This is a genomic window from Desulfovibrio fairfieldensis (assembly GCF_001553605.1).
GTDB lineage: Bacteria > Desulfobacterota > Desulfovibrionia > Desulfovibrionales > Desulfovibrionaceae > Desulfovibrio > Desulfovibrio fairfieldensis.
Map to the genome: position 1 here is coordinate 1,957,229 of NZ_CP014229.1, position 13,729 is coordinate 1,970,957.

Genomic DNA, 13,729 nt, shown 5'->3' on the forward strand with positions numbered 1-13,729 from the left:
GGACGCCAGCGGCGGCCGCGCCCCGAGTCCGACGCCTTGAACCGGCCTAACCCTCGGCTCCGGAGTTCCCATGACCCAGACGCCTGCCGCCAACGCCTCCTGGTTCAACTTCACCGCCCAGAGCGGTGACTTCGGCGTGTACGCTTTCTCGGGCTTTGAGGAGGCCTGCAAGCCGTATGAGTTCGGCATTGAGCTGGTCAGCCGCTCGGCCAACGTGGACCTTACGGCCCTGCTGGGCACCCCGGCCTGCCTTTCCATTGCCGACCGCAGCGGCGGCGAACGCTTGGTCCACGGCCTGATCCGGGAGATGGAGCAGCTCCACACCGCCAACCGCTTCACCCACTACCGTTGCTCCCTGGTGCCGCGCCTCTGGTTTCTGGGCCAGATCCGCGACCACCGCATCTTCCAGAATCTCTCGGTGGTGGAAATCATCCAGCAAATCCTCAAGGAGCAGGGCTTCACGGCCGACGGCTCATCCTTCAAGCTCTCCTACAGCTATGAGCCGCGCGAGTATTGCGTGCAGTATGGCGAAACGGACCTGCACTTCATTACCCGCCTGTGCGAGGAAGAAGGCATTTATTTTTACTTTGAGCACAACCGGGACAGCCACTGCCTCTGCTTCTGCGACCGCGAGGGCGGCCCCAAAATCCCCGGCCAGAGCGATCTGCGCTTTTTCCCAGGTTCGGGCCAGCGCTCGGATACGGCGGTCATCAACCGCCTGACCCTGCACGAACAGGTCAACAGCAATGCCGCCGCCTACCGCGAATGGAACTTCCGGAAGCCCCGCCTGGACCTGGAAGTGCGCGACAAGGAAGAGGACAAGCAGGCCGCCCCGGCCCCGCCCGGTATGCTGCTGGAACAGTATGCCTACCCGCATCTCTATCAGTTGCGGCAGCCCGGCGAGCGTTACGTCAAGCTGCGGATGCTGCGCCAGCTGACCTTCCGGCAGTGGATCGGATGTTCCTCGGACGTGGCCCGCTTTCTGCCCAGCTATACCTTCAGCATGCACGATCACCCGCGCGAGGCCCTCAACGCGGGCTGGTGGGTGGTTTCCGTGCGTCACGAGGGGCAGCAGCCCGGCGTGCTGGAGCACGAGGCCCCGGACGGGCGCGGTCTGCACTATGCCTCGCGGGTCACGGCCATTCCGGAGATGACCCGCTTCATTCCGGCCCTGGAACATCCCAAAAACCGCATCATCGGTGAACAGTCGGCCATTGTCACCGGCCCGGAAGGCGAGGAAATCTACCCGGACGAATACGGCCGCGTGAAGGTGCAGTTCCATTGGGACCGCGAAGGCCAGCACAATGAAAATACCACCTGCTGGATCCGGGTTTCCCAAGGCTGGGCGGGCAGCAAATACGGCATCATGGCTATCCCGCGCATCGGCCACGAGGTCGTGGTCTCTTTCCTGGAAGGCGACCCGGACCGCCCGCTGATCACGGGCCGCGTCTACCATGAGCTGAACATGCCGCCCTATGAGCTGCCCGCGCACAAGACGCGCACGGTGTTCAAATCCATGAGCACGCCGGGCAAGGAAAACGAGGAACGCGGCTTCAACGAACTGCGCATTGAAGACAAGAAGGGCCAGGAAGAAATTTATCTCCATGCGGAAAAGGATGTGAACATCCACGTCAAGAACGACTGGAAAGAGCATATCCTGCACGACCAACACCGTACCGTGGACAACTTCACCTACACCCTGACCAAGGGCGAGACGCACGAAACCCTCAAACAGCCGCGCAAGACCGAACTTTTCGCCAATGACAATCTGACGGTGCACGCGGACAGCCACACCAAGGTGGACGGCAAGTGGCTGGGCAAGGCCGGGGTGGAAATCCACCTGCACGCGGGCGAAAAAATGGTGCTGGAAGCCGGTACGGAAATGACGCTGAAGGCGGGCGGCAGCTGGATCAAGCTGGACCCCTCCGGCGTGCGTATGGGCGGAAGCCGGATAAATCTGGGCGGCGGGGGCGGACCGGGCAGCGGTACGCCCGCTGCTCCATTATTGCCGGAAGCGAGTATCCCCACTGATCCGGGGACATGCCCTACCTGCATGGCGGCTCTTGAAGCTGCGGAACAACAGGATGCACCGTTCAGTGGTTCCTGCGCAAGTGCGAGGGAGAGCTGATTATGAAGCAAGCCCTTATCCTTGCCCAAGGCACAACAGTAGAGCTTGAATCACCGTATCTGCGTTTGATTCCTGAAGAAGAACTGGACATTTTTATACAAGAAACAGCCTCGAGCGAATGTCGAATTGATACCCTCTTATGCGCAAATGTTTCTGCAAGGCTGCGCGAATCTTTTTATAATAGCACAAATGATATTCAGTATAACGCATTATTCACCAATACATCCTATGAAAGTCTTATACAAAAATCACCTCTATTTTTTGAAATAGAGAAAAGAAATCCTTTTTGGGGAGAACTGAAATCTTCCAATGAAAGGTGGGGCCTTTTTTCTCTAGGTTGTCCAGACGTTGAACAGGGGCTTGCCCACTGGCGCAGCCTCCTTAACGCATTGCTTCCAGATGATACCATAACACATTTCAGATTTTATAGCAGTAACGTGCTGCTGCAAATGATCAATGCCTCAACGCCGCAGGAAACGGCATGGCTGTTGGGGCCATATGCCTATCTGATTATTCCGGTGCCTTTCTCTCTGGAAACCTCGTGGGCGCTTGTCAGCAACCCTGATCTGGAACGGCTTTCCATGGTGGAGCTGGCTATGGAGTATGAGCCCAGGCAGGAGATTTGGTGGCAGGTATCCCAAAAGCATCTTGATGCATTTCAGCAGGTGCTCGAAACCATTTACCGCCGCAATCTTCTTGTCTGGCTGTGGGAGGAACAGAGCGATCATATGCGCTCACTGTATGGCGACGGCGTGGAGTTAAAAATTTTTATTGATGACATGATTGGAAAAATACGGAACTGGGGCTTTGCCACCCATGAACAGCAAAGCCGCTGCCTGGCCGCCCTGCTGCCTGTCATTGCCGCCAAGGCTCCTGCGGAAGAGGAGCGTCGCATCCTTTCCGTTGCGGAAAAAGACCCTGACGCGGCCCTGCGCCAGCTTGAAAGCCTGGCGCTACGAAGGAAACCCGCATGAGCGCCAAACTCCCCAATGACACCGCGCATGTTTGCCGGGGCGGCGAATGCGTCACTTTTCATATCCACGACAGTCGCTGCCAGAAGCTGACCGACTCCGTCATGAGCAAGTTCACCTTTACCGACAGCGCAGGGGTCGCCCACAAACTTGACTTCAAGGGCGGCTCCGCCACGCTCGGTGATGTGCACTGCGGCATGGGAGAACTCCGCTTTACCGGAAAACCGGAGGAGCTTGCCAGGGCCTGCGGGTTCAAGCCGGGGCAGGACGGAAAAGAGCACGTTTCTGAAAAAGAAAAGACTTGCCTCGCACGACGGCAACAGCGGGATGCCGCCGCTCCCCCCAAAGATCGCTTTTACCACGACGTCACATACAAGGACCTGACCGAACGCCCTTTGCAGGCCGAAGTAAAAAGACTGAGCCTGTGCACAGAACATTATATTCAGATAGCCACCAACAGAATCGACTGGGTCGTTATCATGGCCTTCATGGACAATCACTCCGGCAATCTGCACGGCAGCGGACACGCCGGAGCATTTATCATCGATGGGGAAACTCGCGAAGGATTGTACACGGATTTCGGCCCGTATACAGAAATCCGCACTATTCCCTCCGCTCCCGACGAACCTGAAAAAAAAATACGCAGTTTCAGTGAAGTACGCATCTCCCCAGCAGCGTGGGCCAATTGCCTGACCCCTGACGGCAACTTGGATCCTGCCGGGCTTGGCATTGCATGGGACGAGTGCAACCAGCGATACGGAAGCAATATTTTTAGCAGTCATACATGTCTCCGTTTAGGCTTTTACGGGCCTGAGCACGAGCATGAGCTGATCTATCTCCCGGAAGGGGCAGTGCACAAACAGACTCCACCCCATTTCGCTGTCAACGGCATCATAGGCTGGGCCGCCTTTCGCCTCAGAGCCGGAGCCTATAAGGAAATGAAGGCCTTTGCCGAGCGCTGCAACGCGTCCATCAAAGCGGAACTCAGCAAATTTCAAAACGTACGAGTGGTTCGCGACAGTCCAGACCCGGCGCCCCCCCCCGAAACGCAGAATCCAAAAGAAGAAGTCTTGAAAAAACTAAGTCTCCCTCGTGATCCATACTCCGGCATAGCATGTAATTGCATGACCTATGCAGTGTCTGTCTATGAGCAGGGGATCAGACCGGACATTACTCTTCCCGGAGATTTTACGGAAAGCATCAATCCAGGCAGAATCGACCACCCCAACGCGCATATCAGCGACTATATGCGCAGGGCTGACGCGGCAGGCTATTTTGATCACAGAAAGTACTTAGGTGAGCCAGAAGCCGAAACCGGCGCGGTTCAAAGTGAAACGCCCGGCATTTTCCACTATACGCAGGCCGCTCCCCCGCCGCTGAAAAATTGAGGAGACACGGCCATAATTCGGTTATTCATTTGCGGGCTTTGTCTCCTGGTTGCCTTGTCCTTACCACTCCATGCCGCGGAGGCCGCACCCATGCCACTTATTCTTTTTAATGACGGACTCCGGAATCCGGACTTGACGCTGCCCCGGATCCATCCTTGGCGCGCGGAGCAACCGGGAGATCCATTTCCTCCCAGCAGGTTCATCCTTCTCAGCGTGCAGGAAGGCAATATCCTGCGCGTGGCCATGTACTATCCGGGAATGAATAAACGAGCACGACAGATTGACTATTGGAACGGCAGCGGCATAGACGTTACCGGACTCCCGGCCGCCCATCTGCGTGGCACGCGTGACAGTGCCATTTTCGGCGATAGCCTTATTCTTAAGCCTTATGTGCGGCCGCACGCCTTTCTGGGCTCCGAGGAGTGGCCCTACGGCATCTGGTGGCAGCGCGTCCACGGCAACTATTACCGAGTTATTGTATACAGAAACTGGCTTATTTGCTCCGAATACCTGATGACGGAAAAAGACGGCCAGGACGTAACCTGGTTTCTGGGAGAGGGTTTTGACACGCCGGGCTGGAAGCCTTTTTCCGGATATTGGGGTGGAAATGTCACCTTGTACCCGGCGCAAGGCATATATACGCTCATCCCCGTCATGGAAAAAGACCTGCCCCCGGACTTTCCCCAGGGTCTGGTGCGCTGGATACCCTGAAAAGCGTGAGGCGTGTATGTACGCTGGCCACTGCATAAAGAGCAAAGCCCACTCCCCGGCTCACCGCAAGGGCAGGAGCGGTCGGCAACGGCGTCCGGAGACGTCAGGAGACACGGCCATCATCCGGCTCTTCATTTGCGGGCTTTGTCTCCTGGCTGCCTTGTCCTTACCACTCCATGCCGCGGAGGCCGCGCCCATGCCCCTCATACTTTTTAACACCAAACTCCAAAATCCTGACCTGACGCTGCCCCGGATCCATCCTCTGCGGCCGGAGCGGTCGGGAGATCCCTTTCCTTCCAGCGATGTTATTCTGCTCAGCGTGCAGGAGGGCAATATCCTGCGCGTGGCCATGTATTACCCGGAAATGGATGAACTAGAGCAGCAGATTGACTATTGGAACGGCAGCGGCATTGACGTCACGGGCTTGCCGGCCGCGCTTCTACGCGACGAAGGAGATTCCGCTATCTTCGGCGACAACCTTATTCTCAAGCCTTATGTGCGGCCGCACGCCTTTCTGGGCTCCGAGGAATGGCCCTACGGCATCTGGTGGCAGCGCGTCCACGGCAACTATTACCGGGTTATTGTATACAGAAGATGGATTATTTGCTCCGAATACCTGATGACGGAAAAAGACGGCCAAGACGTAACCTGGTTTCTGGGAGAAGGCTTTGACACGCCGGGCTGGAAGCCTTTTTCCGGATATTGGGGTGGAAATGTCACCTTGTACCCGGCGCAAGGCATATATACGCTCGTCCCCGTCATGGAAAAAGATCTGCCCCCGGACTTTCCCGAGGGGCTGGTGCGCTGGATACCCTAACACTGTGAGGTGGATATGCCCCCAGCCTGCCGCGTAGGCGACAAAGCCCTCTGCCCCGCCGACAGCCACGGCAAGGATTGCTGCCCGCACACCGTCACCGGACCGGCCGTCAGCGGTTCGCCGGACGTCTTCATTGACGGCAGGCCCGCCCTGCGCGTGGGCGATCCCGGCGTGCACAGCGCTTGCTGCGGTCCCAACACCTGGAAGACCGCGCAAGGCAGCCCCAAAGTGCTCATCAACAACATTCCGGTGGTGCGTCTCGGCGACGCAACCAGCCACTGCGGCGGTTCGGGCAATATGGTCGAAGGCAGCCCCGACGTCATTATCAATTAGCAGCCTCGGCTCCGGAGTTCCCATGGCCCAGATGCCTGCCGCCAACGCCTCCTGGTTCAACTTCACCGCCCAAAGCGGCGACTTCGGCGCGTATGCCTTCTCGGGTTTTGAGGAGGCCTGCAAGCCGTATGAGTTCGGCATTGAGCTGGTCAGCCGCCCGGCCAACGTGGACCATCGCTAGGGCCATCCTCCCGTTCCATTCCCTTTCCCGCAAAGTCGCGGCAGACGGGCTTTCAGCCGCTTCGAATAGAGAATCTTATACAAATCTCAAAAAATAGGCTTGCAACTAAAAATGAAAAGTAGTATTTGGAAATTAATACAAATATCGGTAATCATTTACAGCGATTGATTGGATTTTTTCTTGCTTTCCAGGCTGTTCGCGACCGGCACGGTTCAGAGTCAGGGCAATGACTTTTGAACAATTCCGGCACGCGCTCGCAGCCGCCGTATCTTGCGCCGGGGGGCGCGTAGGGGCGTTATGGTAAAGCACCTTGTTAAAGCGTGGAAGGCGGTCCTGCCTGAAAACGGACCCTGTGGGGAAGACGTCAGTTTTTCCCCGGAGTTCGAGGCGTTGCGGAATGAAGTGGAAAAAAGCACTTCTCTCCACGCCACCGAAGGCCCGGACTGGGACGCCGTGCGCAACATGGCTACGGAAATCCTCTCCACGCGGAGCAAGGACCTCTGGGCCATGGCCTATGCCATCCACGCCACCTGCCAACTGGACGGCCTGGCCGACTGCGCCGAAACCCTGGCCTGTCTCAATGAATTTCTTGGTAAGTACTGGGACAACCTCCACCCCCCAGCCCAGCGCCTGCAGCGCCGCATAGCACCCTTGCAGTGGCTGCAGGCGCGTCTGCAACACGCCTCGGGCGGTACGGGCTTTTCCGTGGAAAAGCCGGAGCACGTCGCTCTGCTCAAAGCCCAGCTTGAGCGCCTGCAAAAGCTGCTGGAGGCCAGGGCGGGCGATCTTGCTCCCGCGTTCATGGGCATTTTCAGCAACATTACCGTCACGCCGGAGGCCGCTGCCGAACGCGAGGCGGAAACCAGAGCCGGAGAGGCGGCCGCTGCCAGGGCGCAGGGCGCCTCTCCGGTTCTCCACGCGGCCCTGGCCGGAATGGACGCGGACGGGCGCGTGCCGCCCACGGTTCTGCCGCAGCTGGTGCGCAACGTCATGGATCAGGCCAGGCAGCTGGCCGGGCATTTTCTCTCTCTGGACATGCGCGATGAGCGCGCCTACCAGCTGCACCGCACAGCCCTGTGGAGCACCCTGCTGCACCTGCCGCCCGCCGACAACGCGGGGCTCACCCAGATGCCCTGCGGCGTGCCCAGGGAAAAGGCCCAGGCTTACGCCTCGGCCATTGAGAACAAACAGTTTGAAAATGCGCTGCCCCGGTTGGAGCGCTCCGCCGCCAAGACCCCGTACTGGCTGGAAGGCCATTACATGGTGGCCCGCTGTCTGGAGGCTCTCAAGGCCACGGCCGCGCACAACTGCGTCAAAAACGCGCTGGCCCAGCTCCTGGGGCGTTTTCCCGAGCTGCTGACTTACAAGTTCAAGGACGGAGAACCCTTTGCCCCGGCCAGAATCGTGCCCTGGCTGGAGGCCCTGCAACAGGGGCAGCCCTCGGGCCAGCCCCAGGTGCCGCCGCCGGGCCGCGCGCCCGCCGCTGAAAACGGCGAAGAGGAAGCGCGCCTGCAAGAGGCCATCGCCCTCTGTATCGAGGAAGATTTTCATGCCGGGTTGCGCCATCTGGGCAACGTCCCGGCGGGGCGCAACCGCTCCACCATATTGCATGGCCTGCTGCAGGCCCGCTACTGCCTGGCCGCGGGCAAGAAATCCGCTGCCCAGCGCCTGTTGCAGGCCCTGTACGGGCAATTGGAACAATGGGATCTGCTGGATTGGGAACCGGAACTCTCCGCGCGGATCATTACCCTGCTGCTTACGGCCCAGACCAAGCCGGGCGGCCCGGAAACCGAGGAAATGAGCCGCCGTCTGCACTGGCTCAGTCTGGATACCGCCGTCGGCGTGTTGCAGGAAGCATAACCATAAACGGAGGCACACATGGCCAGGAAAGAATCGTCCGTCGCACCCAAAGAGCGCATCAACGTCACCTTCAAACCGGCTACCGGCGGGGCGGTGGAAGAAATCGAGCTGCCCATGAAGGTCATGGTGATGGGCGACTTTTTGCAGCGCCATGACCCCAGAAGTCTTCTGGACCGCAAGCCTGTTTCCATCAACAAAAACAACTTCGCGGACGTGATGGCCAACCAGAAGCTCACCCTTGAAATCGCCGTGCCCAACATGCTGCAGGACGGCGACGAAGAGCGCGACATCCCCGTGAAGCTGGATTTCAACTCCATGCGCGATTTCGAGCCCGGCAACATCCTGGACCAGATTCCGGAAACGCAAAAGCTGATGCAGATCCGCGACGCCCTGGTTTCCCTCAAGGGCCCCATGGGCAATATCCCCAGCTTCCGCAAATCGTTCGAGGAAATCGTCAAAGATCCGCGCCAGCGTGAGGAAATCCGCCGCGAGCTGGTCGAGGCCGGGGTGGACCTTTCCCTGGCGCCGCCCAAACGCGCCAAGGGCGCGGGCAACAAGCCCCAGGCCCCCGAAAAGGCGGAGGAGCCCAAGGCCTGAAGCCCGTAGCCGCCTGAATGATGCCCCGGCGCCCAGGGCCGGGAAACGCGGATACCTCCGGCAGCCCCGCTGCCGCACATATCTCCAAGGAGCATGCCGTTATGAGTCAAGTACAGGAGCGCCAGCACGATACGATACACGCGGGGTCACTGCTCGCGCAGATCATCAGCGAGACCAACATCACCCCTCAGGACGACGGCTATGAAGACGCGCGCCTCGGCATCGGCGCGGTCGTGGAAGAAATGCTCAAGCCCGTCAACATGGACGAAAAGGTCAACAAGGGCATGGTCGACCGCATGATCGCGGATATCGACCGCCGCCTCGGCGCCTTCATGAACTGCATTCTGCACCATCCGGATTTCCAGTCCCTGGAATCCGCCTGGCGCGGGCTCAAGCTGCTGACCGACAGGACGGACTTCCGCGAGAACGTCATCGTGGAAATGCTCAACGTGACCAAGGACGAGTTGCTGGACGACTTCCTCGACGCGCCCGAAATCAACCAGTCCAACCTGTACAAGCAGGTCTACACGGCGGAATACGGCCAGTTCGGCGGCCAGCCCGTGGGCGCCATGATCGGCAACTACTACTTTGAGCCCACGGCCGTGGACCTCCGCCTGCTGGAAAACCTGGCCAAGGTCGCCACCATGGCCCACGCGCCTTTCATCGGCGCCGCCGCGCCGGGTTTCTTCGGCCTCAAGGACAGCTTTGAGCGCCTGCCCGCCCTCAAGGACCTTCAGGACATCTTCAGCGGCACGCGCTACACCAAATGGCAGTCCTTCCGTGAATCCGAAGACGCCCGCTACGTGGGCCTGGCCCTGCCCCGCTTCCTGCTGCGCCAGCCCTACGATCCGGACGAAAACCCGGTCAAGGCCTTTGTCTACAAGGAAAATGTGGACGACAGCCACCACAACTTCCTCTGGGGCAACGCGGCCTTTGCCTTTGCCACGCGCATCACGGAAAGTTTCGCCAAGTACCGCTGGGCGGCCAATATCATCGGCCCGCGTTCCGGCGGCGCGGTGGAGGATTTGCCCGTGCACCTCTACGAGAGCCTGGGCGACATCGAAATGAAGATCCCCACCGAGGTGCTCATTTCCGACCGCCGCGAATACGAGCTGGCCGAACAGGGCTTCATCGCCCTGACCATGCGCAAGGGCTCGGACAATGCCGCCTTCTTCTCCGCCAACTCCTGCCAGAAACCCAAGTACTTCGGCATCTCCGAAGCGGGCAAGGCCGCCGAGCTCAACTACCGCCTGGGCGCGCAGTTGCCCTATCTTTTCATTGTTTCGCGCCTGGCCCACTACATCAAGGTTTTGCAGCGCGAGCACATCGGCTCCTGGAAGGAACGCGTGGACCTGGAACGGGAACTGAACACCTGGATCCGCCAGTTTGTGGCCGACCAAGAAAATCCCAGCTCCGACATCCGCAGCCGCCGCCCCCTGCGCGAAGCCAGCATCACGGTCAGCGACGTGGAAGGGGATCCGGGCTGGTACCGGGTGAGCATGAGCATCCGTCCGCACTTCAAGTACATGGGCGCGTATTTCACGCTGTCTCTGGTCGGCAAACTGGAAAAGGACTGAGCCATGGCCGGGAGCCTGTTTGACCGTCTGACGCGCGGCGATGAGGGCGCACGCATGAGCGAGGACGAATCCATTCGTCTGCACCTCCTGCGTCTTCTCACCGCGCGGCAGGGCTCCGTGCAGGCCCTGCCGGACTACGGGCTCCCGGACCTCAACGACCTGACTCTCTCCCGCGCGGAACTGATTCTCGAAACCTGCCGCGCCGTCAAAAAATGCATTCAACGCTATGAGCCCCGCCTGACCGACGTGGAAGTCAGCCATCAGGCCCTGCCCGAATCGCTCTTTGCCATGGGTTTCCGCATCGCGGCGCTCAAGGTGGGCTCCGACGGCACCACCGTGCCCTGGCAATGGAGCATCTCCCTGAACGGCGACAAAGTGCGGGGCGGCGTATGAGCTTCAACGTCTACTATCAGGACGAGCTGCTGGCCCTGCGCACTCTGGGCAAGGAATTCGCGCAGCGCAACCCGGCGCTGGCCCCCTTTCTGGACACGCCGGGGCGCGATCCCGACGTGGAGCGCATTCTGGAAGGCTTTTCCTTTCTCACGGGCCGCTTGCGCCAGAAACTGGACGACGAGCTGCCGGAGATCACCCACTCCCTGTTCAATCTGCTCTGGCCCAACTATTTGCGGCCCATCCCGGCGGCTTCGGTCATCCGCTACATGCCCGGCGACAATATCTCCGGCGCGGTGACCATCCCCAAGGGCACGGAAGTGGAATCCGTGGAAACACGGGGGCTGCGCTGCCGCTTCCGCACAGTCTACGACACCGAAATTCTGCCGTTGCGCATTGTGGACCAGAGCGTGCGCGAGCGCGACGGCATGGCCAGCCTGGTGCTGCGCATCGCCGCGCAGGGCGCGTCCCTGGAAAATCTGCCGCTCAAACGGCTGCGCTTTTTCATCAGCGGCGAACCGGCCATCGCCCACACCATTTATTTTTCCATGGTCGCGCGCACCAGGGAAGTGCGGGTGGTGCTGCACGACGCCAAGCTGGAGGAGCATACCGCCGCCGTTCTGCCCGCGAGGGAATCCATCCGCGCCGTGGGCTTCCGGGAAGACGAGGGCATGTACCCCTACCCGGCCAATACTTTCCCCGGCTATCGCATCCTTCAGGAATATTTCTGTTTTCCCGAAAAATTTCTCTTTGTGGAAGTTTCCGGCCTGGAGCGCGGCCTGAACGGCGACAGGCTCAAAACCGTTCCGGGCGCGCAGGAGTTCGAGCTGCATTTCGTGCTGGACCAATTGCCGGAGCAGTATGAGTCCTTCAGGGCGGACAACTGGCATCTCTTCTGCACGCCGGTGGTCAATCTCTTCAGCATGGACGCCTCGCCCCTGACCCTGGACCAGCGCCAAAGCGAATACCGCGTGGTGCCCGACCCCCGCCGTCCTTATCACTATGCCGTGTACAGCGTGGACAGCGTGGGCACCTGGGGCCATGACGACAGGCACAGCCGCCGCTATCTCTCCTTTGAGTCCTTTGAGCACGACACAGGCGAATCCGGCGACCACGCCTACTACCGTCTGCGGCTGCGTCCCTCGCACCACGACGAATGCCCGGAAACCTACATTTCCATCGTGCACACGGCCGACAGCGCGGCCCTGCCCCAGGGCGAGACCATTTCCCTGGAGCTGACCTGCACCAACCGCCTTTTGCCCCACGAGCTGCGCATGGGCGACATCCGCGTCCATGCCGACAATACGCCGGACGCCGTCCGTTTTGCCAACATTACGCCAGTGGTGCCCTCGTTCAGTCCTCCCCTGGAAGGGGACATCCTCTGGCGGCTTTTATCCAACATGTCGCTGAACTACGTCTCTCTCACCGACGTGTCCGCCCTGCGCGCCGTGCTGGCGGCCTATGACTTCCGCGCCCGCCATGACCGCCCGCGCGCCCGCATGCTGGAAAAAACCCTCAAGGGCATGCTGCGCATCCACTGCTCCGAATCGGACCGCATCTACGGCGGCCTGCCGGTGCGCGGCGCGCGGACCCGCCTGGTGCTGGACCAGCGCGCCTTCTGCGCCGAGGGGGCCATGTATCTTTTCGGCTCGGTGCTCAATGAGTTTTTCGCGCTCTACGCCACGGTAAACAGCTTCCATCAGCTGACCATCGAGGAGGCTTCGCGCGGCGAGGAATACCGCTGGCCGGCGCGGCTCGGGAGAATCAGCCTATGACCTCCGCCGTGCCCGCAGCTCCGGTTCTGGAAGACCTCACGGCCCGGCCCGGGGCCTATGCTTTCGCCCAGGCCGTGCGCATCGTGGCGCGCGGCATGCGCGCGGGAGGTCACGAACCGGGGCCGGATTCCTTCCGCTTCCGGGTCAATCCGGAGCTTTCCTTTCCGCCCGGCGACATCGCAGCCCTGGCCCTGAAAGCAGGGGAAAGGGAAGACGGGCCGCCCACGGCGGAGATGGTGCTCAATCTCATGGGCCTGCACGGCGCGGCTTCGCCCCTGCCCGCCTACTTCACCGAGCATGTGGCCCAGCATCAGGACGAAAACGAGGCCCTGCGGGACTTTTTTGATATTTTCCACCAGCGCCTCATCGATCTCCTCTATGAGACCTGGCACAAGTACCGCTACTACGCCCAGTACCAGTCCGGAGCCACGGACAGGCTCTCCAGCCGCTTCTTCGGGCTCATCGGGCTGGGGCATGCCGACCTGCGCCGGGCCAAAAGCCTGAACTGGCCCCGGCTCATGGCCTATATGGGGCTCATCGCCTTTAACGGCGAATCAGCCGGGTCGCTGGAAAGCATTCTGCGCCACTATTTCCGCCACGAGCACATCGCCATCGTGCCCTGCATCCGACGCTGGGTGGCCGTGCCCGAAGACCAGCAAACCCGCTTGGGCGCGGCCAACGACTGCCTGAATCTGGACTTCATCCTCGGCAGCGAGGTGCCGGACCAGACGGGCAAATTCCGCATCCGGGTGACGGATCTCACCTGGGAGCGCTTCAACGATTTTCTGCCCTGCGGCAAGGATTTCACCGCCTTGCAGACCCTGGTCAAATTCGTGCTGCGCTCCCGCCTGGACTTTGACCTGGAACTCCGCCTGCTGCCCGATGAAATCAGGCCCTGGCGGCTGGAAGAGCACAACCAGTGCCGCCTGGGCTGGTCCGTATGGGCCGGGGAAGGCGGCAACGGCGTCGTGACGCTTGAAACCGATCACAGGGAGTTGTGA

Annotated in this window: 13 protein-coding genes; all 13 read left to right on the top strand. The window is 60.4% G+C overall.

Going from position 1 to position 13,729, the window contains the following annotated elements; genetic code table 11:
* Positions 1–70: 70 nt before the first annotated feature.
* Complete coding sequence (locus AXF13_RS08380; RefSeq protein WP_223299883.1) at positions 71–2,128, top strand: type VI secretion system Vgr family protein; 2,058 nt, start codon at positions 71–73, stop codon at positions 2,126–2,128.
* Between the two features lie 2 nt (positions 2,129–2,130).
* On the top strand, positions 2,131–3,102 hold the full coding sequence (locus AXF13_RS16020) for a DUF4123 domain-containing protein (RefSeq protein ID WP_083522033.1): 972 nt from the start codon (positions 2,131–2,133) through the stop codon (positions 3,100–3,102).
* A complete protein-coding gene (locus AXF13_RS08390) occupies positions 3,099–4,487 on the top strand; it encodes a hypothetical protein (RefSeq protein ID WP_062252540.1) in 1,389 nt (462 codons plus the stop codon). Before AXF13_RS16020 ends, AXF13_RS08390 begins: the two co-directional genes overlap by 4 nt.
* A gap of 90 nt (positions 4,488–4,577) precedes the next feature.
* Positions 4,578–5,198, top strand: coding sequence for a hypothetical protein (locus AXF13_RS08395; RefSeq protein ID WP_062252542.1), 621 nt, complete (start codon positions 4,578–4,580; stop codon positions 5,196–5,198).
* 196 nt (positions 5,199–5,394) lie between these two features.
* Positions 5,395–6,015, top strand: coding sequence for a hypothetical protein (locus tag AXF13_RS08400; RefSeq protein ID WP_062252544.1), 621 nt, complete (start codon positions 5,395–5,397; stop codon positions 6,013–6,015).
* Between the two features lie 15 nt (positions 6,016–6,030).
* A complete protein-coding gene (locus AXF13_RS08405; protein WP_062252546.1) occupies positions 6,031–6,348 on the top strand; it encodes a PAAR domain-containing protein in 318 nt (105 codons plus the stop codon).
* Between the two features lie 22 nt (positions 6,349–6,370).
* Positions 6,371–6,529 (top strand): hypothetical protein, encoded by a 159-nt coding sequence (locus AXF13_RS17100; protein WP_190276334.1) that lies wholly within the window; start codon positions 6,371–6,373, stop codon positions 6,527–6,529.
* A gap of 297 nt (positions 6,530–6,826) precedes the next feature.
* Positions 6,827–8,389: a type VI secretion system protein TssA gene (tssA, locus tag AXF13_RS08410; protein ID WP_062252548.1), complete on the top strand. Its 1,563-nt coding sequence runs from the start codon at positions 6,827–6,829 to the stop codon at positions 8,387–8,389.
* Between the two features lie 18 nt (positions 8,390–8,407).
* On the top strand, positions 8,408–8,986 hold the full coding sequence (gene tssB / locus AXF13_RS08415; protein WP_062252550.1) for a type VI secretion system contractile sheath small subunit: 579 nt from the start codon (positions 8,408–8,410) through the stop codon (positions 8,984–8,986).
* A 101-nt stretch (positions 8,987–9,087) separates the two neighbouring features.
* Entirely contained in the window at positions 9,088–10,563 is a 1,476-nt protein-coding gene (tssC, locus tag AXF13_RS08420) for a type VI secretion system contractile sheath large subunit (RefSeq protein WP_062252552.1), read from the top strand.
* Positions 10,564–10,566: 3 nt separating this feature from the next.
* Positions 10,567–10,956: a type VI secretion system baseplate subunit TssE gene (gene tssE, locus AXF13_RS08425; protein ID WP_062252554.1), complete on the top strand. Its 390-nt coding sequence runs from the start codon at positions 10,567–10,569 to the stop codon at positions 10,954–10,956.
* Entirely contained in the window at positions 10,953–12,728 is a 1,776-nt protein-coding gene (tssF, locus tag AXF13_RS08430) for a type VI secretion system baseplate subunit TssF (protein WP_062252556.1), read from the top strand. Before tssE ends, tssF begins: the two co-directional genes overlap by 4 nt.
* Positions 12,725–13,729 carry a type VI secretion system baseplate subunit TssG gene (gene tssG, locus AXF13_RS08435; RefSeq protein ID WP_062252558.1) on the top strand — a complete coding sequence of 335 codons (1,005 nt, stop codon included), beginning with the start codon at positions 12,725–12,727 and terminating at the stop codon, positions 13,727–13,729. Before tssF ends, tssG begins: the two co-directional genes overlap by 4 nt.

Coding starts and splice junctions, on each gene's coding strand:
- AXF13_RS08380 (WP_223299883.1), top strand. CDS start 71: ATGACCCAGACGCCTGCCGCCAACGCCTCCTGGTTCAACTTCACCGCC.
- AXF13_RS16020 (WP_083522033.1), top strand. CDS start 2,131: ATGAAGCAAGCCCTTATCCTTGCCCAAGGCACAACAGTAGAGCTTGAA.
- AXF13_RS08390 (WP_062252540.1), top strand. CDS start 3,099: ATGAGCGCCAAACTCCCCAATGACACCGCGCATGTTTGCCGGGGCGGC.
- AXF13_RS08395 (WP_062252542.1), top strand. CDS start 4,578: ATGCCACTTATTCTTTTTAATGACGGACTCCGGAATCCGGACTTGACG.
- AXF13_RS08400 (WP_062252544.1), top strand. CDS start 5,395: ATGCCCCTCATACTTTTTAACACCAAACTCCAAAATCCTGACCTGACG.
- AXF13_RS08405 (WP_062252546.1), top strand. CDS start 6,031: ATGCCCCCAGCCTGCCGCGTAGGCGACAAAGCCCTCTGCCCCGCCGAC.
- AXF13_RS17100 (WP_190276334.1), top strand. CDS start 6,371: ATGGCCCAGATGCCTGCCGCCAACGCCTCCTGGTTCAACTTCACCGCC.
- tssA (WP_062252548.1), top strand. CDS start 6,827: ATGGTAAAGCACCTTGTTAAAGCGTGGAAGGCGGTCCTGCCTGAAAAC.
- tssB (WP_062252550.1), top strand. CDS start 8,408: ATGGCCAGGAAAGAATCGTCCGTCGCACCCAAAGAGCGCATCAACGTC.
- tssC (WP_062252552.1), top strand. CDS start 9,088: ATGAGTCAAGTACAGGAGCGCCAGCACGATACGATACACGCGGGGTCA.
- tssE (WP_062252554.1), top strand. CDS start 10,567: ATGGCCGGGAGCCTGTTTGACCGTCTGACGCGCGGCGATGAGGGCGCA.
- tssF (WP_062252556.1), top strand. CDS start 10,953: ATGAGCTTCAACGTCTACTATCAGGACGAGCTGCTGGCCCTGCGCACT.
- tssG (WP_062252558.1), top strand. CDS start 12,725: ATGACCTCCGCCGTGCCCGCAGCTCCGGTTCTGGAAGACCTCACGGCC.